The sequence below is a fragment of the Ruegeria sp. CDSA089 genome (assembly GCF_059612205.1).
On record NZ_JBXWQD010000006.1, the window covers coordinates 123,823 to 147,382 of the forward strand.

General features: G+C 59.0%; 22 protein-coding genes. 10 read left to right on the plus strand and 12 right to left on the minus strand.

Annotation, left to right across the window (positions count from 1 at the left end; all coding sequences use genetic code 11):
- Positions 1-59 precede the first annotated feature (59 nt).
- A complete protein-coding gene (hslU, locus tag AC2FJ6_RS15105) occupies positions 60-1,367 on the minus strand; it encodes an ATP-dependent protease ATPase subunit HslU (protein WP_170771311.1) in 1,308 nt (435 codons plus the stop codon).
- 172 nt (positions 1,368-1,539) lie between these two features.
- Between hslU and AC2FJ6_RS15110 the strand changes: the two genes are divergently transcribed.
- Entirely contained in the window at positions 1,540-2,781 is a 1,242-nt protein-coding gene (locus AC2FJ6_RS15110) for an MFS transporter (RefSeq protein ID WP_496669447.1), read from the plus strand.
- On the opposite strand, the gene hslV is transcribed toward AC2FJ6_RS15110, so the two are convergent.
- A complete protein-coding gene (hslV, locus tag AC2FJ6_RS15115) occupies positions 2,770-3,330 on the minus strand; it encodes an ATP-dependent protease subunit HslV (protein WP_170771306.1) in 561 nt (186 codons plus the stop codon). The two genes, AC2FJ6_RS15110 and hslV, sit on opposite strands and share 12 nt — an antisense overlap.
- A 197-nt stretch (positions 3,331-3,527) precedes the next feature.
- On the opposite strand from hslV, the gene AC2FJ6_RS15120 reads away from it, so the two are divergent.
- Positions 3,528-3,722 carry a DUF1127 domain-containing protein gene (locus AC2FJ6_RS15120; RefSeq protein ID WP_170771304.1) on the plus strand — a complete coding sequence of 65 codons (195 nt, stop codon included), beginning with the start codon at positions 3,528-3,530 and terminating at the stop codon, positions 3,720-3,722.
- 136 nt (positions 3,723-3,858) lie between these two features.
- Here AC2FJ6_RS15120 and trxA read toward each other — a convergent pair whose 3' ends face one another.
- The 8 genes from trxA to regB form a co-directional block, all read right to left on the minus strand.
- Positions 3,859-4,179 (minus strand): thioredoxin, encoded by a 321-nt coding sequence (trxA, locus tag AC2FJ6_RS15125; RefSeq protein WP_170771302.1) that lies wholly within the window; start codon positions 4,177-4,179, stop codon positions 3,859-3,861.
- A gap of 60 nt (positions 4,180-4,239) precedes the next feature.
- On the minus strand, positions 4,240-7,599 hold the full coding sequence (addA, locus tag AC2FJ6_RS15130; protein WP_496669449.1) for a double-strand break repair helicase AddA: 3,360 nt from the start codon (positions 7,597-7,599) through the stop codon (positions 4,240-4,242).
- Positions 7,596-10,523, minus strand: coding sequence for a double-strand break repair protein AddB (addB, locus tag AC2FJ6_RS15135; RefSeq protein WP_170771298.1), 2,928 nt, complete (start codon positions 10,521-10,523; stop codon positions 7,596-7,598). The genes addA and addB overlap by 4 nt, the downstream gene beginning before the upstream one ends.
- Positions 10,516-11,202, minus strand: coding sequence for a nucleotidyltransferase family protein (locus AC2FJ6_RS15140; RefSeq protein WP_170771296.1), 687 nt, complete (start codon positions 11,200-11,202; stop codon positions 10,516-10,518). Before AC2FJ6_RS15140 ends, addB begins: the two co-directional genes overlap by 8 nt.
- On the minus strand, positions 11,199-12,203 hold the full coding sequence (locus AC2FJ6_RS15145) for an aminoglycoside phosphotransferase family protein (RefSeq protein ID WP_170771294.1): 1,005 nt from the start codon (positions 12,201-12,203) through the stop codon (positions 11,199-11,201). Before AC2FJ6_RS15145 ends, AC2FJ6_RS15140 begins: the two co-directional genes overlap by 4 nt.
- Positions 12,200-12,673: a tRNA (adenosine(37)-N6)-threonylcarbamoyltransferase complex ATPase subunit type 1 TsaE gene (gene tsaE / locus AC2FJ6_RS15150; protein WP_170771291.1), complete on the minus strand. Its 474-nt coding sequence runs from the start codon at positions 12,671-12,673 to the stop codon at positions 12,200-12,202. Before tsaE ends, AC2FJ6_RS15145 begins: the two co-directional genes overlap by 4 nt.
- Before the next feature lie 41 nt (positions 12,674-12,714).
- On the minus strand, positions 12,715-14,223 hold the full coding sequence (locus AC2FJ6_RS15155) for a PAS-domain containing protein (RefSeq protein ID WP_170786215.1): 1,509 nt from the start codon (positions 14,221-14,223) through the stop codon (positions 12,715-12,717).
- 64 nt (positions 14,224-14,287) lie between these two features.
- Positions 14,288-15,685 carry a sensor histidine kinase RegB gene (regB, locus tag AC2FJ6_RS15160; protein ID WP_170790184.1) on the minus strand — a complete coding sequence of 466 codons (1,398 nt, stop codon included), beginning with the start codon at positions 15,683-15,685 and terminating at the stop codon, positions 14,288-14,290.
- 93 nt (positions 15,686-15,778) lie between these two features.
- Here regB and AC2FJ6_RS15165 point away from each other — a divergent pair, with 93 nt between their 5' ends.
- From AC2FJ6_RS15165 to AC2FJ6_RS15180, 4 genes are all read left to right on the plus strand, one after another.
- Positions 15,779-16,399 carry an SCO family protein gene (locus AC2FJ6_RS15165; RefSeq protein WP_480859459.1) on the plus strand — a complete coding sequence of 207 codons (621 nt, stop codon included), beginning with the start codon at positions 15,779-15,781 and terminating at the stop codon, positions 16,397-16,399.
- A gap of 86 nt (positions 16,400-16,485) precedes the next feature.
- Positions 16,486-17,040, plus strand: coding sequence for an ActR/PrrA/RegA family redox response regulator transcription factor (locus tag AC2FJ6_RS15170; RefSeq protein WP_170771283.1), 555 nt, complete (start codon positions 16,486-16,488; stop codon positions 17,038-17,040).
- A 16-nt stretch (positions 17,041-17,056) separates the two neighbouring features.
- Positions 17,057-17,563 carry a DUF2199 domain-containing protein gene (locus AC2FJ6_RS15175; RefSeq protein ID WP_170771281.1) on the plus strand — a complete coding sequence of 169 codons (507 nt, stop codon included), beginning with the start codon at positions 17,057-17,059 and terminating at the stop codon, positions 17,561-17,563.
- A 101-nt stretch (positions 17,564-17,664) separates the two neighbouring features.
- Positions 17,665-18,036 (plus strand): VOC family protein, encoded by a 372-nt coding sequence (locus AC2FJ6_RS15180; RefSeq protein WP_170771279.1) that lies wholly within the window; start codon positions 17,665-17,667, stop codon positions 18,034-18,036.
- Here the strand turns inward: AC2FJ6_RS15180 and AC2FJ6_RS15185 are convergent.
- The gene (locus AC2FJ6_RS15185; RefSeq protein WP_170771277.1) at positions 18,033-18,626 is read right to left on the minus strand and encodes an HD domain-containing protein; all 594 of its coding nucleotides are present in this window, start codon (positions 18,624-18,626) and stop codon (positions 18,033-18,035) included. The two genes, AC2FJ6_RS15180 and AC2FJ6_RS15185, sit on opposite strands and share 4 nt — an antisense overlap.
- 205 nt (positions 18,627-18,831) lie before the next feature.
- Here AC2FJ6_RS15185 and AC2FJ6_RS15190 point away from each other — a divergent pair, with 205 nt between their 5' ends.
- The 3 genes from AC2FJ6_RS15190 to AC2FJ6_RS15200 all read left to right on the plus strand — a co-directional run bounded on the left by AC2FJ6_RS15190 (position 18,832) and on the right by AC2FJ6_RS15200 (position 21,402).
- The gene (locus tag AC2FJ6_RS15190) at positions 18,832-19,152 is read left to right on the plus strand and encodes a hypothetical protein (protein ID WP_170771275.1); all 321 of its coding nucleotides are present in this window, start codon (positions 18,832-18,834) and stop codon (positions 19,150-19,152) included.
- 101 nt (positions 19,153-19,253) lie between these two features.
- The gene (ahcY, locus tag AC2FJ6_RS15195; RefSeq protein ID WP_170771582.1) at positions 19,254-20,642 is read left to right on the plus strand and encodes an adenosylhomocysteinase; all 1,389 of its coding nucleotides are present in this window, start codon (positions 19,254-19,256) and stop codon (positions 20,640-20,642) included.
- Positions 20,643-20,655: 13 nt separating this feature from the next.
- Positions 20,656-21,402, plus strand: coding sequence for an extensin-like domain-containing protein (locus tag AC2FJ6_RS15200; protein ID WP_170790180.1), 747 nt, complete (start codon positions 20,656-20,658; stop codon positions 21,400-21,402).
- Between the two features lie 32 nt (positions 21,403-21,434).
- On the opposite strand, the gene AC2FJ6_RS15205 is transcribed toward AC2FJ6_RS15200, so the two are convergent.
- Positions 21,435-22,511, minus strand: coding sequence for an L-dopachrome tautomerase-related protein (locus AC2FJ6_RS15205; protein WP_214646791.1), 1,077 nt, complete (start codon positions 22,509-22,511; stop codon positions 21,435-21,437).
- Positions 22,512-22,603: 92 nt separating this feature from the next.
- Between AC2FJ6_RS15205 and AC2FJ6_RS15210 the strand changes: the two genes are divergently transcribed.
- Positions 22,604-23,479, plus strand: a complete 876-nt coding sequence (locus AC2FJ6_RS15210; RefSeq protein ID WP_170771268.1) for a LysR family transcriptional regulator — start codon at positions 22,604-22,606, stop codon at positions 23,477-23,479.
- Positions 23,480-23,560 lie beyond the last annotated feature (81 nt).

The window sequence follows — 23,560 nt, forward strand, 5'->3', positions numbered from 1 at the left end:
CCTGCCGCGGGTCCAAGCGCGACGGGTTCAACCAAGCAGCGAAAATCGGCCAGTGTCTGTTACAGGACGTATCGGCTGAGGTCGGTGGATTTGGTCAGCTCACCCAGATTGTCATCCACGAACTGCGCGTTCACAGTGATTTCCGCCCCGGCCTGATCGGGTGCAGTGAACGAGAGTTCTTCGAACACACGCTCCATCACCGTATAAAGCCGCCGCGCGCCGATGTTTTCGACGCTTTGGTTCACATCTGCCGCGATCTTGGCCAAAGCGGCGATGCCGTCATCGGTAAAGCTGACCGCAACCTCTTCAGTACCCATCAGCGCAGTGTATTGGCGGGTCAAGGCGTTGTCGGTCTCGGTCAGGATGCGGACGAAATCCTCTTCGGTGAGCGCTCGTAGTTCCACCCGGATCGGCAGACGCCCCTGCAATTCCGGCAACAGATCCGAGGGTTTGGCGATGTGAAACGCGCCAGACGCGATGAACAGGATGTGGTCGGTTTTCACCGGACCATGTTTGGTGGATACGGTGGTGCCTTCGATCAGGGGCAGCAGGTCGCGCTGCACCCCCTCGCGACTGACATCGCCACCGCGCGCTTCCGCGCGCGCGCAGACCTTGTCGATCTCATCCAGAAACACGATGCCGTTCTGTTCAACCGATTCCAAAGCCACGCGGTTGACCGTTTCATCGTCCAGCAGCTTGTCGGCTTCTTCCCCGATCAGCGTGTCATAGCTTTCGGCCACAGTCATGCGTTTCTTGACGGTGCGCCCGCCGAACGCTTTGCCGAATATATCGCCCAGATTCATCATCCCCATCTGGCTGCCGGGTTGGCCGGGCACGTCAAACATCGGCATTGGGTTTGAACTGTCGGCCAGTTCCAGCTCGATCACCGTATCGTCCAGCTCCCCGGCTTTCAGCTTTTTGCGGAACATCTCCCGCGTGCCCTCGCGGGCGTCTTCCCCAGCGATGGCTGTGATCACGCGATCCTCGGCGGCCTGATAGGCGCGCGCTTTCACGTCCTCGCGCATGTATTCGCGGGTCTGGATGATCGCTGCATCGGCCAGATCGCGGATGATCTGTTCCACGTCGCGGCCGACGTATCCGACCTCGGTGAACTTTGTGGCTTCGACCTTGATAAAGGGTGCGCGGGCGAGTTTTGCCAGACGGCGGCTGATCTCGGTCTTGCCGACACCGGTGGGGCCGATCATCAGGATGTTCTTGGGGTAGACCTCATCGCGGATATCATCAGCCAGCTGCTTGCGCCGCCAGCGGTTGCGCAGCGCCACGGCCACCGCGCGTTTGGCATCTTTCTGGCCGATAATGAAACGGTCCAGTTCCGAGACAATCTCGCGCGGGGTCAGGTCGGTCACGGGTTGGGTCCTTTCGATCAGCGGTTTGGCTTACGTAGTCACCGCACAGGCGAAAACAACTGCGGCAGCGTTGGTTAGCAATGCGCCTGCCGGTTTGCAATTGCTTTCCATAGGTGAAACGTTTGTGCTCTGATACAATCATTTCAATATGTTGAGGGTCAGGAGCGCGCGAATGACGAAAATTGCCAAGATCACCCTGTTGTTCGTGGTGTTTGTGGACCTAATCGGACAAGGTTTGGTCTTTCCCATCATCAACTCATTGATCATGGAGACGAAATCCGGCTTCCTTCCCGACAGCACGCCGATGGGGCAGCGGCATTTCTACTATGGGCTGGTGATCGGGTGTTTCTTTTTGTCGTGGTTTCTGGGGGTGGTTTATGTCTCCAAAGTCTCGGATTCCATTGGGCGCAAGAACGCGCTTCTGGTCTGTCTGGCCGGGGCCTTGGCGGGCTATGCGCTGACGATTGCGTCGCTTTACCTCAACAGCCTTCTGCTGCTGATCATCGGGCGGTCAATCACCGGGTTTACGGCTGGCAACCAGCCCATCGCGCAGGCGGCGATGATTGATGGCAGCACGGATGCCGCCGATCGCGACCGAAACATGGGCTATATCGTGACCGGTGTCAGCTTTGGTCTGGTCGGTGGGCCCATCATAGGCGCCGTCCTGTCTGATACGGCCCTGCTGGGCAGCGTGGCCACCCTTAAAACGCCGTTCTATGGCGCGTTTGCTCTGGTCCTGATCGCCATTTTCCTAGTGATCACCTTCTTCAAGGACACCCGCACCGAACGTGAACCCTTTGTCTTTCGCCCGCGTGATATCACCGATAGCCTGTTCGCTGTGCGCGGGCATCCGATGGTTCTGAAAATCCTGCCGGTCTATTCCTTCTTCATGATCGCCAATGTCACCTTTTACGTTTTTGTCGACAACTACCTGACCAGCCGGTTCGGCTATGGCGTGATCGGCGGCAGTATGGCGATGGTTGTGATCGGCTTTGCACTGGCTTTTTCCAGCACCTTCCTGGTGAAACCCGCGCAGGAAAGGTTCAGTAAGCACAAGATCATTTATGTCTCGCTGATCACGATGGTAATCTGCGGGCTGGCCTTTGCCTTCAGTCCCATCGGATGGCTGAGCTACGTGCCTGTGTTCTTCTTCTATTTCTTCTTCGGCGTTTCCTACCCGACGCTACTGGGCCTGTTTTCCGCAAGTGTCAGCGAAACCGATCAGGGCTGGGTCATGGGCGTGACGACAGCCGTCTTCTGCCTGGCCGGAGGGGTCATGTCCCTGATCGGCGGCGGATTGATGAGCATCGATATCCGCGTGCCCTACTACATCGTCATCCTTGCGGCGATACTGGGCCTGATCGGCATGCACCGCCGCTGGAAAGGGAAGGAGATTAAGGTTTTATTGGCCTGAGATTTCCTCGACCGTCAGATTGCCGTTGGTGTAGACGCAGATATCGGCGGCAATCGCCATGGCCTCGCGTGCGACGGTTTCGGCGGGTTTGTCGCTGTCCATCATCGCGCGGGCGGCGGCCAAAGCGAAATTGCCGCCCGATCCGATGGCGGCGACGTTGTGTTCGGGCTCCAGCACATCCCCTGCCCCGGTGATCACCAACAGGTCTTTGCCGTCGGTCACGATCAGCATCGCCTCAAGCTTTTGCAGGTATTTGTCGGTACGCCAATCCTTAGCTAGCTCGACCGAGGCGCGGGCCAACTGACCCGGTGTGGCCTCAAGCTTGGCTTCCAGCCGCTCGAGCAGAGTGAATGCGTCGGCGGTTGATCCGGCGAACCCTGCGACGACCTCAAACCCACCGGGGGACAGGCGGCGCACCTTGCGGGCGGTGCCCTTGATCACCGTCTGGCCCAGGCTGACCTGACCATCCCCGGCAATCACCACCTGGCCGCCTTTCTTGACGCCAATAATTGTCGTGCCATGCCAACCGGGAAAATCGCTGTCTGCCATTGGGGCCTCCGTTCTTCACTGGCCCCCTATATGGGCCGGGCGTGCGTTCAGCGCAACTCTTCTCAAACTGCTCAAAAGATATGCACTAATTGCAATTCGGGGTTACCAGACTAGCAATTGTGAGACTCGGGTATTGGTCCTACATGAGCCTCACAACCGACAAGAGGTCGGCTGTTTCAGTTAAAAGGAATGCGCAAATGGCAACCACCGCAAATATCCATGCGCCGCTCGGAGCAGCTACCATCCTGCATGTAGTGGACGCATTTTTCGGAACCTACGAAAAAGCACTAGCGTGGAATGAATCCCGCAAGACCCGCAAGCTTTTGTCGAACCTCAGCGACGCCCAACTGGACGATGTTGGCCTGTGCCGTGCGGATATCGCAAAGCTCTGATCTTTGCACCGATCACACCGTCAAGATGAGCCGCTCAGCCCCTGAGCGGCTTTTTCTTTGCGCATCCGTTTCTTTGGCTACCCATGAAAAAAGGCGCCCCGAACGAGGCGCCTTTGAATTCCGTTCGAAACCCGGATCAGATCGAGTCTTCGATCCAGCTTTGCAGCGCGGCTTTCGGTGCCGCGCCAGCACGGTTCGACACAACCTGACCGTCCTTGAAGATGAACAGCGCAGGAATACCGCGGACGCCCATTGCAGCAGCCGAGTTGGGGTTGCTGTCCACGTCCACCTTGGCGATTTTCACCTTGCCGCCATATTCCGACGCCAATTCTTCCAGCGCGGGGCCAATCTGCTTACAGGGGCCACACCATTCGGCCCAGAAATCGACAACAACAGGGATGTCGGAATTCTTGACTTCGGCGTCAAAGGTTTCGTCGGTTACGGCTACGGTCGACATATTCTGTCTCCTGAATGGGGTAAACTCGGGAACAGAACGTAGGGGCGCGACTTGGCAAGGTCAAGATATGTGGGCGCGTGTCAGTGCATCCGTCACAATATCGTGTGGCAACCACATAAGCTGCGCGGTACGCGTCCACAGGATCGCGGTTTTGATATTCCGACCGGGATAGATCTGCGCCAGCGCGTGCGCATAAGCTCCCATCTGCCGCAACAACCCATCAGGGCAGGTTTCGGGGCTGTTTGGTACGCTCATATTTGTTTTGAAATCAATGATCTGCACCTCGGTATCCGAGATGATCAACCGGTCGATGACCCCATGCAAACGCCGCCCGTTCAGCGTGGCCGTCACCGGAACCTCGGCCAGCGTGTCCGGCGCAAAGACTGGGCGCAGATGATCTGCGGTCAGGGCGGTTTTGGCCTCGGCCAACAGCTCGGACCTGTCTGCGTCGGACATATCCGGTAGAATGCGCGCGCAAAGCTGTGGCCAGTTTTCCGGCGGAGTCGACGGCAAATGCTCCAGCAGCAGATGCAGGCGCGTGCCGCGCAGCTTTGCGGCCTCTTCATCTTGCCCCGCATCTCCGAACAACGCCTTTGGCCCACCCAAATCTGATGGGCTGAGAATGTCCGGTTCAACCTCAGGCGCGTCCGGGTTCGAGCGGAACATATCGGGCAAGATCTGCTCTGCTGCACGGGTGTCTTTGTGTTCGGTTTCTGGCAATCCGTCCCAGTCCCCATGCGCCAATCGCAGGATCTCCGTGCCTTCGATGGCAACAGCCCCTGCCCGTTTCATGGCAGCCTGCACCATTTGATACCAGCTGGTTCCATCCGTTCCGACATCTCCCGCTGCGGCCACGATCAACCACTTCTCCGCCCGTGTTAGAGCCACATAGAGTAGGCGCAACCGTTCATTCTCTTCCCGTTCCCGAGCCTGCGCCCGCGCGCGGGCAATCAGGCTGGGTGAGGCATCGGCTGGTAATTTCCAGGCAGGAACACCGTCGCCCACCATAATCTCGGCATCGCGCGGGGCCTGTCGTTTGCCCGTATCTGGCAGGATCACGATGGGCGCCTCCAGCCCTTTCGAGCCATGCACCGTCATGACGCGGATCATATTGCCGACGCCGCTCATCTGTCGTTTGATTTCCAGATCGTCGGTCTGCATCCAGACAAGGAATCCGGTCAGACTGGGAATATCCGTGCGCTCATAGGCCAGCGCCTGCGACAGCAGCGCATTGATGCCATCCTCGGCCTCGGCCCCCAGACGACCCAGCAATTTGCGCCGCCCGTCATGGCGCGTCAGGATGCGTTCGATCAGGTCATAGGGGCGCAGAAAGTCGATCTGGCCGCGCAAATCGTTGAGAACCTCAAGCGTTTCAGGAAAGTCATCCGCGCGATGGCGCAAAGCCGCCCATAGAAATTGTTCCTGCCGCCGATGGGCCAGATCAAAGAGCTGTTGCTCGCTCCACCCGAATAGCGGAGATTTCAGCACGGTCGCCAGCGAAAGGCTGTCCTCGGGCGTGGCCAGAAAGCTCAGCAAGGCGGCAAGGTCTTTCACCGCCAGCTCTGCGCCGACCTTCAGCCGGTCCGCCCCTGCGATGGGCAGGTGCAGGGATTTGCAGGCGCGGATGATCTCGGCAAACAGGTCGGATCGGCGCTGCACGAGGATCAGGAAATCGCCCGGCTGCACCCTGCGGCGCACGAATGTGCCGGGGATGTCGCCATCCTCGGGGATGGTTTCGCCCGAGTCGATCATCGTTTTGATGGACTGCGCAACCTGCTCAGCCAAAATAACAGTGTGATGGCGCGCGCCAGGTCGGTCGACCGGGTCGGTCCAGTCGGCATCCTCATCCGCTTCGACCTTTTCCACCACGGGCCAAAGATCCACCCGGCCAGGCAAGTCCGCTTTAAAAGCCCGGTGCTGGCTTTCTTTGTGAAACCCGGCCTCGGTCCGGTTTTCGAACAAGATATCGACCAGAGACAAGATCGCACTGGAGGACCGGAAGGAATAATCCAACGTCGAATCCCACAGTTTAGAGCCTGATTCTTTCAGCCGCCGCCCAAACTCTCGCTGCATGCGATCGAACGCGGCAGGGTCCGCGCCCTGAAAGGAATAGATCGACTGTTTCTTGTCGCCGACCACAAAGATCGTGCGCTCGACCCCGGACCGGGCCCCTTCCCCGCTGGTGAATTCCTGCGCCAGTTTCTCGACGACATCCCATTGGTCGGGGCTGGTGTCCTGCGCCTCGTCCACCAGAATATGGTCGATGCCGCCGTCCAGCCGATACAGCACCCATTCGGCCACCGCTGGGTCGTTCAGAACTTGCCGCGCACGCAGGATCAGATCGTCGAAATCCAGCCAGCCGCGCAACTGTTTGCGACGCTCATATTCCGGCAGGAAGGCGGAGGCAAACCGGTGCAACACATGGGTCTTGCGCGCGGCGACCAGCGCCAACCTCTGTTCGCGCGCGTCCTCGATGCGCAACATCAGCGACTCAAGCTGTGGCATTCGGTCGGCCAAAGCGCCTTCGCGCAGGGCCTTGGTCGGAAAGCTGTTGATCTTGGCCGAAAACGGTTCCTTGGCGGACTTGCCCGTCAGGAAAACGCCTTCGAGGATTGGCAGGCTGTCCAATCGCGGCTCGGTAAAGGCGGCCAGTTTTGCGGCAGCCTTGGCGTTGTTGCCGCCGCTCTCGGACAGTGCCGGCAGGATCGAGCGGATCAGATCGACCTCACCTCCCAGAAAGACCTTGCTCAACAATGCGTCTTCGTCAAACCCGTCGGGCAGGTCAAATTTGCCCAGAATGTCGCCCCAGCCCAGCGCGTTTGCGAAAAGGTTCCGTTTCTGGGTCACGGCGGCTGTCAGAGCGTCAAATCCAGAGTCGGTTACAAACCGGGCCACATCCTCGATCAGTCCGGCCTGCGGTCCCGTGGCGAAATCTTCGACGATTTCCTCACGAAGTAAGGCGGCGGCGCGGTCTTCCATCTCAGAGAATTGCGGGCTGACCTCGGCCTCAAGCGGAAATCGGCGCAGCAACGCCGCGCAGAACGAATGGATCGTCTGGATCTTCAACCCACCGGGCGTTTCGATGGCGCGGGCAAACAAAGTACGCGCCTGCGCCAGGCGATCCGGGTCGATCATTCCCGCCACGCCCAGATCGGTCAGCTGCCTGCGCAACGGGTCATCACCCAGCATCGCCCATTCGCCAAGGCGCTTGAATAGGCGGTTCTGCATCTCGCTGGCGGCAGCTTTGGTGTAGGTCAGGCACAAGATGTGCTGCGGCTGCACGCCGTCCAACAAAAGCCTCGCCACCCGGTCGGTCAGAACCCGCGTCTTGCCCGAACCCGCATTCGCGGCCAACCAGGTCGAGGCATCAGGCCGCGCTGCCTGCACCTGCCGTTCGGTGGCGTCGTTGCGGGCGCTCATGACAGATCCTCGGGCTTGGTCTCGGCGGTTCGGTCCCACTCGCCAAAACGGGCAAGGTGATCGTAGTCCCCGATATCCGTATCCTTGTGCAACATTCGCCGTGACGAGAAACCCTGATCAGGCTTTAAATAGGCAGAAATAAGTTCTTTTAATTCAGCCAGCACCTTGTCTGTCGGCTCCTTCGCCAAGGGCGCGGGCACCTCTTTGTAGCTTCCGCCCATGCCGATAAACACCGCCTCGGCCACGGGCAGAGGGTCAAACCCTTCGATCCCGCCCTGCTCGGCCATGGCGGCTTCGATCAACAATTGCTTGTCGAACTTGGCTTGCTGACTTTCGGTGGGCGCAGTCCCGGTTTTATAGTCGATCAACCGCACAGCGCCGCGCGTGTTCAGGTCGATCCGGTCGGCCCGACCAACGATCGTGACATCCAACGGGGCGAGGACAAGTTTCATTGCCGCTTCGAACGCCACCGGCCCGCCATCGCCCCTGCGCGCGGTTTCAGCAGTCAGAAAATCGTCGGCAATACGCTCCAAACGCGCCAGCCACAATTTGCGTGCGGTTGGCCAGGCGACATGCTGGTCCAAGAGCATCTCGGCACGTTTCAGAAAGTTCTCACGGTTCAGCAGGGCTGTGTCCAAAACGCTGTCTTTCACGAAATGTTCGAGGATTTCATGAATCACGATCCCGCGCAGCAAGGCATCCGGTGCTTGCACTAATGGGTCCAGAGGTTTCAGCCGCAGTACATGTTTCGCATAAATAGCGTAAGGATCGCGGATCAGGCGTTTGATCTCGGTGACGCTCAAGCGACGAGGCCGCGACGCGACGGGCGGGCGCGGTGAGGGGCGCGCTGCCGCTTTGATCTCAGGTGCATGCTCCAGCTGTTCCGACCAACGCAACCATTGGCCGCCCCGGTCGCGCATCTTGGTAAGCGCCGAGCGTCCGCCCTGATCCGGCAAGCCCTGCAGCAGATTGGTCAACCGGTTCAACCAGCGCGACGGCACAGTTTCGGCGTCGTCCGAGCGGGTGGCGCGGGTCAACCAGACCTCGGGCGCGCCGATGGCCTGCTGGAAATCGTGTGCCGACAGCCCGATCCGCCGTTCCGGCAGCAACAAACCGACCTTGTCACGCATCTGCCGGTTCAACCAAGGGTCCGGGGCTGGGGCCTCGGGCCAGCTGCCCTCGTTCAAACCGCCCAGGATCAGAAGATCAGCCCCCTGAACCCGCGCCTCAAGCGTCCCCCAGATCATGATCCGGGGATGCGGCGCGTCACGGTCGCGAACCTCTTCCCCTGCCAGCAGCGCACCCAACAGATCGGCGAAATCATGCGCCGTCATCTGGCCGCCATGGCCGGACTCATCCTCAAGCGCAGTCAGAACGGCCAGTGCTTTTTGACCTGCGTTCTTGTCCCAAAGCGGACCGCTTTCGCCGGAGCTGCCGGTCGAGATCGCCTCGGCCAGACGACGCAAACGAGTGACCCATTCGGACAACGGCAATTCGCCCGAGATCTGTTGATCGCAGAAATGCTGGATCAACCATTGGACCCAACCCTCAGACACTTCTTTGCGGATCGCAAAGGCGGTCAGGCTGGGCCCGTCTGGAAAAGGAGGACCATGGCGACGCAAATCCAATTCCAGATCGCGGGTGTGCAGCAGATGCGATCCGCGCTCGTCGCCACCGTGGCATAGAGGATGTTTGAGCAGCGTCAAAAGCGCCTCACCATCCAGCCGCCGGGCAAACAGGCCCGCGACATGGCGCAGGAACCGGCCGGGCGGGGACAGTTGCAAAGGCAGACCCGCACTGTCGTCGGGTGTGATGTTCCAACGATCCAGAGCAGCGCTGACCTGTCGGGTCAACATCCGGTCGGGCGTGATCAGCGCCGCAGTTTGACCCGTTTCTGCCGCCTGTCGCAGCCGAAGCGCGATGGCCAAGGCTTCGCTGCGCGGAGATTGCGCCTCAACCAGGGTCAGGTCTGCGGTGGCCTCGGTCAAATCCGTCAGTTGTGGACCTTCGGTCATCCACGCATCCGTTATTGGCGCTGGGCGCAATGCCAGTGACACCAACCGATTGCGCGCGGCTGAGGGCGGGGCGTCCGACGTCCAGTGTTCAATCTGATCGGGCCGCAGATCCAACATCGTCATCAGTTTGCGGAACCGGTATTGCGGGTGATCTTCCGAGGTCAGCGCCTCGTCCAGCCGGGTCCAGACGGCGTCGGGTTGGTCAAAATCGTATCCGGGCAGAATCAACGCGCCTTGCGGCAGGCGGGCGATTGCCTCCATCAGCATCAGCGTCGTCCCGCGTGACCCGGTTGAGCCCGCCAGAATGACCGGATGCTGCGGCGGTTCTGCCTGCCAGCGCGCGATCAGGTTTTCGACGACGCGACGTTGGCGCGCCTGTGCGTCCAGTGCATTTTCGCCAGTTTCCACGAACCTGTCGGCAATACCGATAAACGCCTGAGCGCGGGCCCAATGGCCAGACATGTCGCTGACATCCAACTGCCGGATCGCCTCGGGGGAAACGCCTTCGCCCTGCATCTCGTCAATCAAGGCGGCCAGGCTGTCGGACAGATCAAACAGCGAGGACCGCGCCGCCAGATCGGGCTGTTGTTCCAGCAGTTTCGAAACCAGTTGAGTCAGTTCCAACCGTCGTCTCAGTGCTGGAATCGCGGGCGGAATCTGCGCAAGATTAATGCTTTCGCCCAGATCCGTGACCAGCGAAAGTCGCGGTAGCAAGCACGCGGGCCCTTTATCGAACAGGTCGCGAACCCGTCGCGCCATCCGCCGCGTGTTGACGACAAGTTGTACGCGAGCCAGCGCCTCGGGCGGTAGGCCGGTGCCGCGTGAGTGCAATCCCGCCACCAGCGCCTTGGGAAAATCCGAACCCGGTGGAACGGCAAAAACGCGCGGAGCCGTGGAGGGGTCAAACATCGGCAATCAACCCTTCGGCCAGCGCGATACCCTCTGGATGGCCTACATCGCACCATCGGCCAGGATAGGTCAGTGAAAACAGACGGTTGTCGCTGTGCATCCGGTCCCACAGCAGGTTCAGGGAAAAGGATGTCTGAGGGATATCCATCAGACCTTCAGTTTTCAAAATCTGCGCCCCGCCATAGATCAATCCGGGCCCGCGCGAGATGCGCCCATCCGCATCTGCGGTGAAATCTCCAGTGCCGGTGTAGCCCAAGGTTTGTGCCACAGGTACGCACATCAACAGCGCGTCCATTCGATCTGGGTCCCATGCCTTACGCAAAAGTGTTAACGGATTTGGGCCGGACCAGATTGCATCGGGATTCAGAGTGAACACCGGCTCCGGCCCCAGCATCGGCAGAGCGGCGCGCAATCCGCCCCCTGTTTCAAGGATGTCGTCTGTTTCGTAAGTCAGCGTCACACCTTTCGGTGCCAAATGCGCCTCAAGCTGCTCGGGCAGATAGTGCAGGTTGGCGACGATCCGCTGAGGGTTGATCGCATCAACCAGCTCTAGTGCATGGTCGATCAGAGGCCGACCCGAAACTTCGATCAGCGGTTTGGGTCTATCTTTGGTCAGCGCGCCCATACGGGTCCCGAACCCGGCGGCGAATACCATCACAGCGTCGGGTGATTGCGTCATTTCTGTCGTAGCCTGTTCAGGTTTTCTTCGGTGGGCGCGGGCAGGGCGCTGCGCAGCAGATCAGCCACGCCGACCAGCGCGGGATGCTCTAGATCGCGCATTAAATGCGCCCATGTGGCCGGGATCAGGTCCACGTATTGGGGCTTGCCGTATTCCGTGGCCAGTCGGGCAAAACCACCCAGGATACGTAGGTTTCTTTGCGCCCCCAGCACCGTATAAGCGGCGCGGAAGTCATGATCGTTCACTCCGGTCTGCGAGATATAGTGATCAATCATACGCATCTCGGTTCCCAAGGATACGTCGCGACGAATGTCTTGCAACAAGGACACAAGATCATAAGCCGGATGCCCCAGCATCGCGGTTTGAAAATCCAGCAGGCCCACGCGTTTTACCCCGTTTCGATCGGGCAGCCAAATCAGATTCTCGGCGTGGTAATCGCGCTGGACCACGACCTTTGGTCCCGATGTTTCCTGGTGCAGGATGTCGGCAAAGCGATGCTCAAACCGACTACGCGCGTCTTGATCATGCGCGCCAAGAATGGCTTGCGCGTATTTGGTGAAGGACAGCGCCGACAACTCGGCCATCAGCGAGGGACCGTAAGACGGCAGGGACAGTGTTGGTGCCGCGTGCAGTGTGATCAGAACGTCCGTAGCAGCCTGATAGAGCTCCCGTTCCATCTCAGGGCGGGTTTCTAGGACACGCGCGAATAGGTCATCGCCCAAATCTTCCAACAGAAGGAACCCGAACTCGGTGTCCTCAGCGTAGATCTCGGGCGCGCTTAGCCCGGTCGCGCGCAGGTGGTGCGCCATCCGCACAAACGCTTCGACCGGTTCGGCTTGACCGGGGGGGGAATCCATCAGCACGGCCGTTGCCCCTGTTTCGGGATTGGTAAGCCGCTCGTACCTGCGGTTCGAGGCATCCCCGGCCAAGGGCGCGCGCAGGGCATTCGCCCAAGGTGTCTGCGCGATCAGCGCTTCGGCTAGAATGGCGCGGTTTGTCATGTGATCGCCTCCGGCAATTCAGCCCAGCGCGGGTCCGACCAACTGATCGTCAGATGGCGTTTTTCTAGTGTATCAGGGTCTGTTTCAAACTTTAGCGTCAGAGCTGAGGCCGGTCTCAACGGCCCCAGTTTGTTTGGCCATTCGATCAGGCTGATCGCGGTTTCGAATGCGTCGGTCAGACCCAGTTCCTCGACCTCTTCCAGTGCGCTTAGCCGGTAGAGGTCGCAGTGCCAAATCTCGCCCAAGGAGGTGTCATAGACCTGCACAAGCGTGAAGGTGGGCGAGGGGACATCTTCGGGGTGGGTCATCACGGATTGGATCAGACTGCGCGCGAAATGTGTCTTGCCGCTGCCGATCTCGCCGTCCAGCAACAGAACGTCGCCGGGGCGCAGCACGCGGCCCAGTAAAACCGCCAATCGGGCGGTTTCCTCGGGCGAATTCAGGGTGATTACATGGGGCGCGCTTGTCATGGCGCCACAATGGCCTTGCGCCCGGTTGGCTGCAACCCGGTTCAGGCGCTGATCTGGTGAATATCCTGACTTATCATCGCGTCCGCATCCGGTGAAAACCGCACGATCGTCGCGCCGTTCTGCATCGGGCACAAGGTGCAGATCAGGCGCGTGCCATTACGCAATCGCAGGTCCGCGGACCACTCGGATCGGTTTTCGCGCATGGCTACGAAATCTCGGATTTCGCCAAGGACCGGCGTTGCCAGGCATTGATCCTGCCAGCCCCGTGTCACATCAAGGATCGAGTCCGGCTCGAACCCGCTGTCGTCGGTTTCACCCCACAATTCCTGATAGGCGTAATTGGTGAAAGCTAGGGTTCCATCCGCACCAAACACAGCGATTGCATCCGCCAGCTTGTCCAGAATGGATTGCATCAGGTCCATCTCGGACCGGAAGCGGCGGGTCAGGGTGATCTCGGCCGTGATGTCCTCGAACAGAAAGGCTACGGCACCGTCAGGGTGTGGGCGGCCGCTGACCGAATAGACCGAGCCCGAGGGCAGGGACCATGTTTCTTGATAATTCCCGTCTTCGGCCGCTTCGAGAAGATCGTTCATCTGGCTGCGCCAACCGCGGTAATTTTTGGGTTCGGGCATCATGTGCTGATCGCGCAGCCGGTCGAAAAAGCTGGACAGGCTAGGTCGACAACTGAGGAAATCGGGCGGCAGGGCGGTCAGGTCGATCAGGGCGGGGTTGAACAGGGCCAACTGACGGTTTCGGTCGAAAATGGCCAGTCCGATGGACAGCTGTGCGAACGTCTTGGTCATCGTCTGCACAAATTTGCGCTGGGCGGTTTCGGCGTCGACGATGGCATTGATATCGACTGCATAGCACAAATGCCCCTCGGGGTGATCGGACAGCGTCAGATCGAACCAAAGCTTGCTGTCGCTACCCTCGGTCGAGATCGAAACGCGCGACTTTCCTGACGGTTTTGCGTCGTCTTCAAGGCCCGGAAAGAGCGGTGCGGTCAGGTCCGTATCCTGCCCGCGCACTTTGCGTACCAATGCAATATAGGCCGCATTGCACCAGCGCACATTGGATTGGCGATCCAACAGCCATACTGGATAGGGCGCCCGTTCCATTGCCAACCGGATCGGATCATTGCTGTCCCGATGCGCGATTGATGTGCACCCACCGCTGTCGCGTAATTGAACCCGTACAATCCCATCGATCCATTCGCACAGGACATCGCGTTCTACCGTGCAATCAATCGCGGGGATCACCATGTTGCCTTCGTGCCGGATACGTTCGGGCGTTTCGGGGAACGAGGGGAAATCCCGCTGCAACAGACGGCGCAGGTCCGGCCAGTCGCGCAGGTCGTCAAACCCCTCAAGCGCGATGTCCGAATGGCTGATCAAACGATCCCCATCAAACAGAAACACCGCATCGAACAGCGACGAGGGCGAGGACAGGCCGAAATTGTCGCCCCTGTGCCTGCGACGTGGCAGCAGCCACTGCACCGCGAGACTGGCAGAAACCAGACCGATAACAGCCAGAATGATCCAGTCCACCATGAGTTCCTCGCAGGGTTGCTCGTGGCGTCGGATAATGGGTTGCAATGGTTAACAGGGTCTTAACTCAGACCTCAATGCGCTGATTGGCACCGGATGGCACAGGGGTGTCGCCGGTCTGGGCATCCAGCAATTTGCGGGGCCATGTGACCCTGACGATTGCCCCCCGGTGATCGGGATTATCGGAATAGGTCTGATAGGGGTCCGAGCCATTGGCAAAGTCCAGCTCGGCCCCGGTCCGTTCCAGCAGCGTTTTGGCAATGAACAGACCCAGCCCCATACCTTCATATTCCGGGCGCGCGCGCTGGTCCGTCTCGGCGCGGCGGCGGCGCATGAACGGGTCACCGATACGGCCGATCATCTGTGAAGGATACCCGCGCCCGTCATCCATGATGTGGACGGTAATCTGATCGGCGGTCCACTCGGCCTCGACCCAAACATTGGCGCGGGCGAAATCCACAGCGTTCTGGATCAGGTTGCGCAGCCCGTGGATGATCTCGGGCTTACGCAGGATCGAGGGTTGTTGCACATCGCCGTCATCGGCGGGCCCTTCCAGGAAATGAACGCTCTTGCCTCGGTTGATATGCGGCTCAGCGGCTTCATGCACCACGGTGGATAGCGGGGCTTGCCGCAAATGCAGGTCGTCCTTGCCTGCCCGACCCATGTCACGCAGGATATCGCGGCACCGGTTGGCCTGTTCGCGGATCAGGGCGGCGTCTTCCTTCAGGTCGGGGCGGTCGTCCAGTTCCTCATAGAGTTCAGAGCTGGTCAGCTTGATCGTGGCCAGCGGCGTGCCCAACTCATGCGCGGCGGCGGCGACCACGCCGCCCAGATCAGTCAGCTTCTGTTCCCGCGCCAGCGCCATGTGGGTAGCGGACAACGCGTCAGACATGGATTGCACCTCAGAGCTGACCCGATGGGAATAGGCCCCCAGAAAGACGATGGCGATCACGATGGCGGCCCAGTTGCCGAACAGCAGGATGTCGGGGATATCCAGATCCATGCCCACATCCGTGCGTAGCGGCACATGAAACTCGGCCAGCAGGGTGGTCAGCGCGATGGCCACACCGCCAATGATCAGGGTCGAACGCGTGCTCATCACGCTGGCCGAGATCGTGACCGGCCCCACCAACAACAAGGCAAACGGATTGTTCAGCCCGCCCGTCAGATACAAAAGGATGGTCAGTTGCAGCAGGTCGAACAGCACCATCAGGAAGTTTTCGAACTCGGACAGGCGCTTGTTGCGAGGAAAAACAAGGATCGCCGTCAGGTTTCCCATGACCGAAACACCGATCGCCAGATAACACAGCATCACGTCAAGCTGCACACCATAGGTCTGTTGCGCGACGGTGATGGCGGTGATCTGGCCGATGATGGCCACCCAGCGCAACAGGATCAGTGTGCGCAGCCTGATCCAGCTGCTGCGTTCCTGTCCACGCCAGAATGTGATGTTGGAATTGGCCATGGGTCCATTTTGTCCTGTTGCATCGGCTGACCATCTTGATAGGTGTCCGGGCCGAAACGATCAACAACCCCTCTGATCTTTAGGATTGATGCCATGGTCCGCCTTTACGCCATTCTCGCTGCTATTGTTCTAGCCATAGGTCTGGGGGCTATGTGGTTGCTGACGCGCGGAGCCGGTTCGGACGACAAGTTCGCGCAATGCCGGTCCAGCCAGATCGCAGGCGGCACCGCCGCCATTGGTGGACCGTTCGAGCTGATCAACGGCGAAGGTCAAACCGTGACCGATACCGACGTGATCACCGAACCCACGCTGGTCTATTTCGGCTACACCTTCTGCCCCGATGTCTGCCCCTTCGATATGTCCCGCAATGCCGAGGCCGTGGATATTTTGGAAACCCGCGGCCAGTCGGTGACGCCGCTGTTCATCTCGATCGACCCTGATCGCGACACGCCCGAAGTTGTGGCTGACTATGCTTTCAACCTGGGTGGAAAGACCATCGCTCTGACCGGTTCGGCCGAACAGGTCAAGGCTGCGAGCCAAGCTTACAAGACCTATTACAAGGCCCATGACAAAAGCGACGAATACTATCTGGTCGATCATTCCACCTTTACTTATCTGGTCACCCCTCAGGACGGGTTTATCGAGTTTTTCAACCGGAATGACACAGCCCAGCAGATGGCGGATAAGGTCGGGTGCTTCCTGGACAAGATCTAGGACTTAATGGCCTGTTTGACCTTTGCCTTGGCGCTGCTATTACTCAGTACCAAGCCAACGGCGTGAAATAGCGGAAAGAATAGAATATGGCGGACAGCTCTGACCTGGATATCGGCCCGGATAAATCCCTGCTTCTGGTGGATGATGACGAGCCCTTTCTGAGACGTCTGGCCAAGGCCATGGAAAAGCGCGGTTTCGAGGTTGAGACCGCAGGCTCGGTCGCCGCAGGACGGGCCATTTCCACCGCCCGCCCACCTGCCTACGCGGTTGTGGATTTGCGGCTTGAGGATGGCAACGGGCTGGACGTGGTCGAAGTGCTGCGTGAAAAGCGCCCCGACAGCCGGGTCGTGGTTCTGACCGGCTATGGCGCTATTGCTACTGCCGTGGCCGCCGTAAAGATTGGCGCGACCGACTACCTGTCGAAACCCGCCGATGCCACCGACATCACCAATGCGCTGCTGACCAAAGATGACGAGCTGCCGCCGCCCCCGGAAAACCCTATGAGCGCCGACCGCGTACGTTGGGAGCATATCCAGAGGGTCTATGAACTGTGTGACCGGAACGTCTCGGAAACCGCGAGGCGGCTGAACATGCACCGCCGGACGTTGCAGCGAATTTTGGCGAAGCGCAGCCCGCGGTGAAGCGGATTTTTTTTGAATGTCATTCAGCTTCAAGTGTAAAACTTGCGGCGAGAGACATGAAGGTCTTCCGAGTTTCGGGCCCGAGGCTCCACTAAGCTACGCGGTTTTGGATGAAGAAGACCAAAAATCACGCGCCGAGCTTGGCACTGATGATTGCATCATTGATGATCAATACTATTTTGTTCGGGGTAGGTTGCAGCTCCCTATCATAGGACAAACTGAACCCTTTGTATGGTTGGTCTGGTGTTCATTAAGCCTAGACAGTTATGCGCAATGGCGAGAAATGTTTGGTGAAAAAAAGCGAGCGCATGTTGGCCAATTTTTTGGTTGGTTGAATGTTCAGCTCCCCTTTTATGAGGACACTTTGAATTTTGCTACTTCTGTTCAATTGGTTGACGCTGGATCCCGACCGCTCGTCATAGTTCAGGAAGCAGACAACCAGCTATACTTCGATCAGCGTGACGGGCTGTCCCAGGCAAAGGTGGAAATGATGGTCCACGACCTTTTGCATCCGGAACTGTAATTTTCAGAAACCTCATGTCACAGCTTCGTGACTTGCACCTCTGCGCCCTGAGACCAAGTGTTCGCTTCTGGAAAACACTTAACAAGACAGGAACTTCATAGATGATCGGCTATGTGACCATCGGCGTCTCGGATATGGAACGCGCGAAGAAATTCTATACGGAACTGCTTTCGGATCGCGGCGCAAAGGTGGTCAACGATGTAGGGCGCATCGCGTTTATCGGAACCAAACCCGGAGAGGCGATGTTGGCCGTCTGCGAGCCCTACGACGGAAATGAATGCTCTGTTGGCAATGGCGTCATGATCTCGTTTGCCGCCGAATCCGAGGATGAGATCAAAACGCTCTATAATAAAGCCCTCAGCCTTGGTGCAACCGATGAAGGCGCGCCGGGTGTCCGTGTGCCGGGTCGGTTCACTGGCGCTTATGTGCGAGACCACGACGGCAACAAAATCTGCTTTTATATGTTTGCTTAAAGCTGTGCCAAGAGGGCGGCGTGTCTGTCCGTGTAAGCACGCCGTACCTCGATCGGGGGGCGCAGAACGATGTTCAGCCCCTCCATCGCGGTCTTGTCGGGGTGTCCAAAAAACTTCGTCGCCTCGGCCTCGGAAAAGCCTGCGATCTGCGTGGCCTCCATCCAGGCGCTGATCTTGTCGGCCTTTTTTATCTGACGCTTCACCGTTTTCGGCATGGCGGCGGGCAGGCCGAACCGAATGTGGATCGCCGCGGCCAACCGGTCATCCAGCGCGCCATAGTCGGGACCGACGGCGGATTTGACTGGAGAAATCATATCTCCAATCACGTATTCGGGGGCGTCATGTAACAAAGCAGCCAACCGCCATTTGACCGGAGCCTTCGGGGCGATGCGGCCATAGAGTTCTTCGACCAGCAGCGAATGTTCGGCCACGGAATAAGCAAAATCCCCCGCCGTCTGACCGTTCCAGCGCGCCACAAAGGCCAGTCCATGGGCGATATCTTCGATCTCGATATCCACCGGGGTCGGATCCAGCAGATCCAACCTGCGGCCAGACAGCATCCTCTGCCATGCGCGGGGTTGTGTTGCCATTATACCATGCCTTGTCCGAACAGCCGCGATTGCGCCGCAATTTTGTGGTATGGTTTACCTGTCAAGATCACCAGCTGCCAACTTTTTCTTGAGCATTCGTGCTTTGAACAAGTGCGCGGTGATACCGACATGAAGTACCGAGGGGGGCGCATGCTTCTCCCGGTGTGCCCCTCTCGATTGAAACCAGAATCGAAAGGAGCTTGTTATGTTCAAGCGTTTGTTTGGAATTGCACTGGCCTTTGGCATGGCCGCCACTGCCCCTCCGGCGTTTGCCCAGCAGCAAAGTTGTGCGCAGCGTGACCACGTGATCGCCAAGCTACAAGACAGCTATTCGGAACAGCTGGCGTTTGGCGGATTGCAGAAATCACGCGGCGGGCAATCGGTGATGGAGGTTTGGACCTCACGGGAAACGGGAAGCTATACCGTTTTGGTGACCCATGCGAACGGCCTGAGTTGTATCGTCGCCGTTGGCACCGATTTTTTCGAAGCGATCCCCAAGATCAAGGTAGAAGGCACGCCTAGCTAAGTTTGGCGCATAAAATCCCGTTTCCGGCCATCTGCGTTGCCACGTCCCCAAAGGGATGCTAGGGGCAACCCGGACCAAGATTTACCGGAATGGAGTACCTGATGGCCGGGGACTATATCGTCAAAGACATTTCATTGGCCGGGTTCGGCCGCAAAGAGCTGGATATTGCCGAAACCGAGATGCCGGGGCTGATGTCCCTGCGTGCGGAATATGGCGAAAGCAAGCCGCTAAGCGGTGCGCGGATCGTCGGCTCTCTGCACATGACCATCCAAACCGCTGTTCTGATCGAAACGCTGGTGGCGCTGGGCGCGGATGTGCGCTGGGCGTCGTGCAACATCTTCTCGACCCAAGACCATGCTGCCGCTGCGATTGCCGAGGCCGGTATCCCCGTCTTCGCCATCAAAGGCCAGACGCTGGAAGAACATTGGGATTATCTGGATAAGTCCTTCCTGTTCGACGAAGGCCCGAACATGATCCTGGACGATGGCGGCGACGCGACGCTGTACATCCTGCTGGGCGCGCGTGCCGAAGCGGGCGAAGACATCATCCCCGTTCCGGGTTCGGAAGAGGAAGAGGTGATCAAGAAGCAGATCGCCAAGCGCATGGCCGCAAGTCCGGGCTGGTTCACCAAGATGCGCGATCAGATCCAGGGTGTGTCTGAGGAAACCACCACCGGCGTGAACCGCCTGTATCAACTGGTCAAAGACGGCCACCTGCCGTTCCCGGCAATCAACGTCAATGACTCGGTCACCAAATCGAAGTTTGACAACAAATATGGCTGTAAGGAATCGCTGGTTGACGGTATCCGCCGCGCTACCGACACCATGATGGCCGGCAAGGTTGCCGTCGTCTGCGGCTATGGCGACGTAGGCAAAGGGTCGGCCGCCTCACTGCGCGGTGCCGGTGCCCGGGTGAAAGTCACTGAGGTTGATCCGATCTGCGCGCTACAGGCCGCGATGGACGGGTTCGAGGTGACACTGCTGGAAGACGAAGTTTCCAGCGCGGATATCTTCATCACCACCACCGGCAACAAGGATGTGATCCGCATCGAGCATATGCGCGAGATGAAGGATATGGCCATCGTCGGCAACATTGGCCACTTCGACAACGAAATTCAGGTGGCCAGCCTGAAGAACCACAAGTGGACCAACATCAAAGAACAGGTGGACATGATCGAGATGCCCTCGGGCAATCGTCTGATCCTGCTGTCCGAAGGCCGGTTGCTGAACCTCGGCAACGCCACGGGCCACCCCTCGTTCGTGATGTCGGCGTCCTTCACCAACCAGGTTCTGGCGCAGATCGAGCTGTTTACCAAGGGTGATGAGTACGAAAACAAGGTCTATATCCTGCCAAAGCATCTGGATGAAAAAGTCGCGCGTCTGCATCTGGACCGGATCGGCGTGAAGCTGACCCAGATGGATAGCGAACAGGCGGCCTATATCGGCGTGAAACCCGAAGGTCCCTATAAGCCCGAGCACTACCGCTATTGATCGCGGATCGGATATGACGAAACGCACAGGACGCCGCCGGTTCACGCAACTGGCGGCGTCTTTCTTTTCCATCATCGTATTTCTATTTCTTGTTGGCTCTGCCGGATTCCTTCTGGTGACACACCCGAAGTCACCCTTGCCTGACCATTGGAACCCCCTGCGCGATCTGTCGATTACGGCCCCGGTTACTCTGGTTACGCGGTTTCAGTTGAACCGTGCTCTGGCGGATGGGGCGCAATGCAAGGCGGTACTGTCTGCGGACGAAGTGGCGTTTGCTGAGATGGAGGATTTGGTCGTCGATCAGAATTGCGGGATCAGCGGACGGGGCCTTCTGTCGCGCGTTGTTACCGCAGATGTCCGAGGGGTCGAAACGCGCTGTACCACAGCTCTGCGTCTTGCCATGTGGGAACATCACGTGGTTCAGCCTGCTGCGCGGGACATTTTGGGTACTGAGGCGCGTGCTCTGCGGCACCTGGGCAGCTATAACTGCCGCCGGATGCGGACCGCGCAGGGGCAGGACAGCCGATGGAGCAGTCATGCAACTGCAGATTCCATTGATATCGTGGGGGTCGATCTGGCCGATGGACGCACACTAAACCTGTTGCGCGACTGGCCAACTGAAGGGCCCGAATCCGAATTCCTACGCCAGATCGGGCAGGGCGCTTGTGATTGGTTCCGGGTGGTGCTGAGCCCCAATTTCAACAAGCTGCACGCGGACCACTTCCATTTGCAGGGGCCGGGCTGGGGCTATTGCAGATAATCCGGCCCCGAGAACCGGGGCCGGAGATTGGCTTAACGTCCGCTGACCGCATCAGCCAGCGATTTGAACCGAACGATCTTGTAGATACCCTTCGAGGCATCCTCGCCATTGTTCAGTACGGGCGAGCGGTGCAGCTCGTTAATCGTGGCATAGACATACCCGTCAGCACCGATCGAAAATCCGTCAGGCCACGGCAATTCATCGTCCGACTGGAACAGCACTTCATAGCTGCCATCCGGCTTGGTGACGCCCAGCGCATTGTCGGTCATCGCAGTGATATAGACATTGCCGCCGGTATCCACGGTCGACCCATCCGAAATCGGCTTGTCGCCATAGCGTTCAACCTTGGCCTCTAGATCGGCATCTGACAGGCTTTCATCCAGCAGCGCGGCGGTGGGGATGCGGTACATCGCACTTGCCGTCATTGGGGCGAAATAGACCCATGTGTTGGTCGGATCGACTGTGATCGGGTTGATGCCAATCTTGGCCGGATTGCCGCCCAGCGTGATCTCGCGCCCGTCAATCACCATCGGCGTATCCTCGGGGATCGTGTATTGCGACCCCTCCAGAACGCGCCGCGCGCGTCCGGTCTCCAGATCAACAACGATAATGGCCGAGTTCTGACCGTCACCGGTATCCGAGATATAGATAGCCCCGTGATCGCGGTCTACAGCCAGATCATTCAGGAATGAGGTCGGCCGCGCCACAGGCGCACCGATATAATGGATCGCGTGCAAGGTTTCGGTTTTGGTGTCCCAGCCGACGACGCGCCCGGTCTGGTTTTCTCCCTGACCATCCAGCATCCAAAGGATACCATCTCGATCCGCACGCAGGCCCAAAACGCCGTTCAACCCATCCGCATCGTCGTTGGGTGCGCGGGCCCAGTCTTCGGTCGGGTAAGGCTTGGTGGAGCCATCAGGCATCACCTCAACCACGCGCAATTCAGGGCCGTAGAATTCATGCACCGACATGAACATGCGCCCATCTGGGCCAATGGCCAAATTGCCCGGAGGCATGGCCTTTTCAAACTCAAGATAAGTTTCCAACTCGGCTGCTGCGGCGGGCAGGGCCAGCGCAAGCGCGCATGTGGCTGCGTAAAGTGATTTCATCAGGTCCTCCTCTGGTCGTGATCCAGCAGATACCATTTGAAATTTTCCGCGATAACTGGCTCAATCTTGAAACCAGCGTTAGGAAATTTCGAATGTATCATGTGAATGACCTACTGACCTTTGTCTCGGTCGCAAAAACCGGCGGCGTCGGGTCTGCGGCCAAGGCGCAGGGGATCTCGGCAGCGACGGTCAGCCATCGCATCACGAAACTTGAGGAGGTTCTGAACCTCAAACTCTTTCACCGCAACAGCCGCAAAGTACAACTGACTGATGAGGGGTTGATCTTTCTGGATCGGATCGAACCGCTTTTGGCCGATCTGCGCGAGGCCGAACTGGATGCCGGCAGCGGCAGCGGAGCATTGCGCGGGCATTTGCGCGTCACGCTTTCCCCGTGGATTCTGTCGCGCTTCATTATGCCGGTGATGGGCTCGTTTCAGGCCGAAAACCCGGACCTGACGGTCGAGTTTCTGGCCGTTGACCGCTATGTCTCGCTGGTGGACGAAGGGATCGACTGTGCGATCCGGGTTGGGCGGCTGGCCGATAGCACGCTAAAGGCGCGCAAACTCAGCGACAATGACCGGATCATCTGTGCTTCGCCCTCGTTTTGCGACACGCATGGCACGCCGCAGTCGGTCGAGGACCTGCGCGTGATGCGCTGGGCGTGCCTGCCGTGGCAGACGCGGTTGGATATAACGGATGGACATAGCGCCACGCAATTCACGATCCCCCGGGGTATTGCCGTGTCGAACTCGGACATGCTGACCGAGGCAGCGGTGCAGGGGCTGGGTCTGGCTGTCAAATCCCGACTGGCGGTTCAGCGAGAACTGGAAAGCGGTGCCTTGATCGAGGTTCTGCCCCGGTGCTTGCGATCCCCCGATGCGCCGATTTCCTTCGTGCATGCGGGCAGCGCCACCGCCGGGCGCAAGGTGCGGGCGTTCTCGGAATTGGCAAGCCGCGCCTTCCATTAAAGCGCTGCGGGGGGAAACCCGCTAAATTTCCCCTTTGTGGCCTGCATCCGACATATTAACCTATCTGCACGTGTTTCAAGG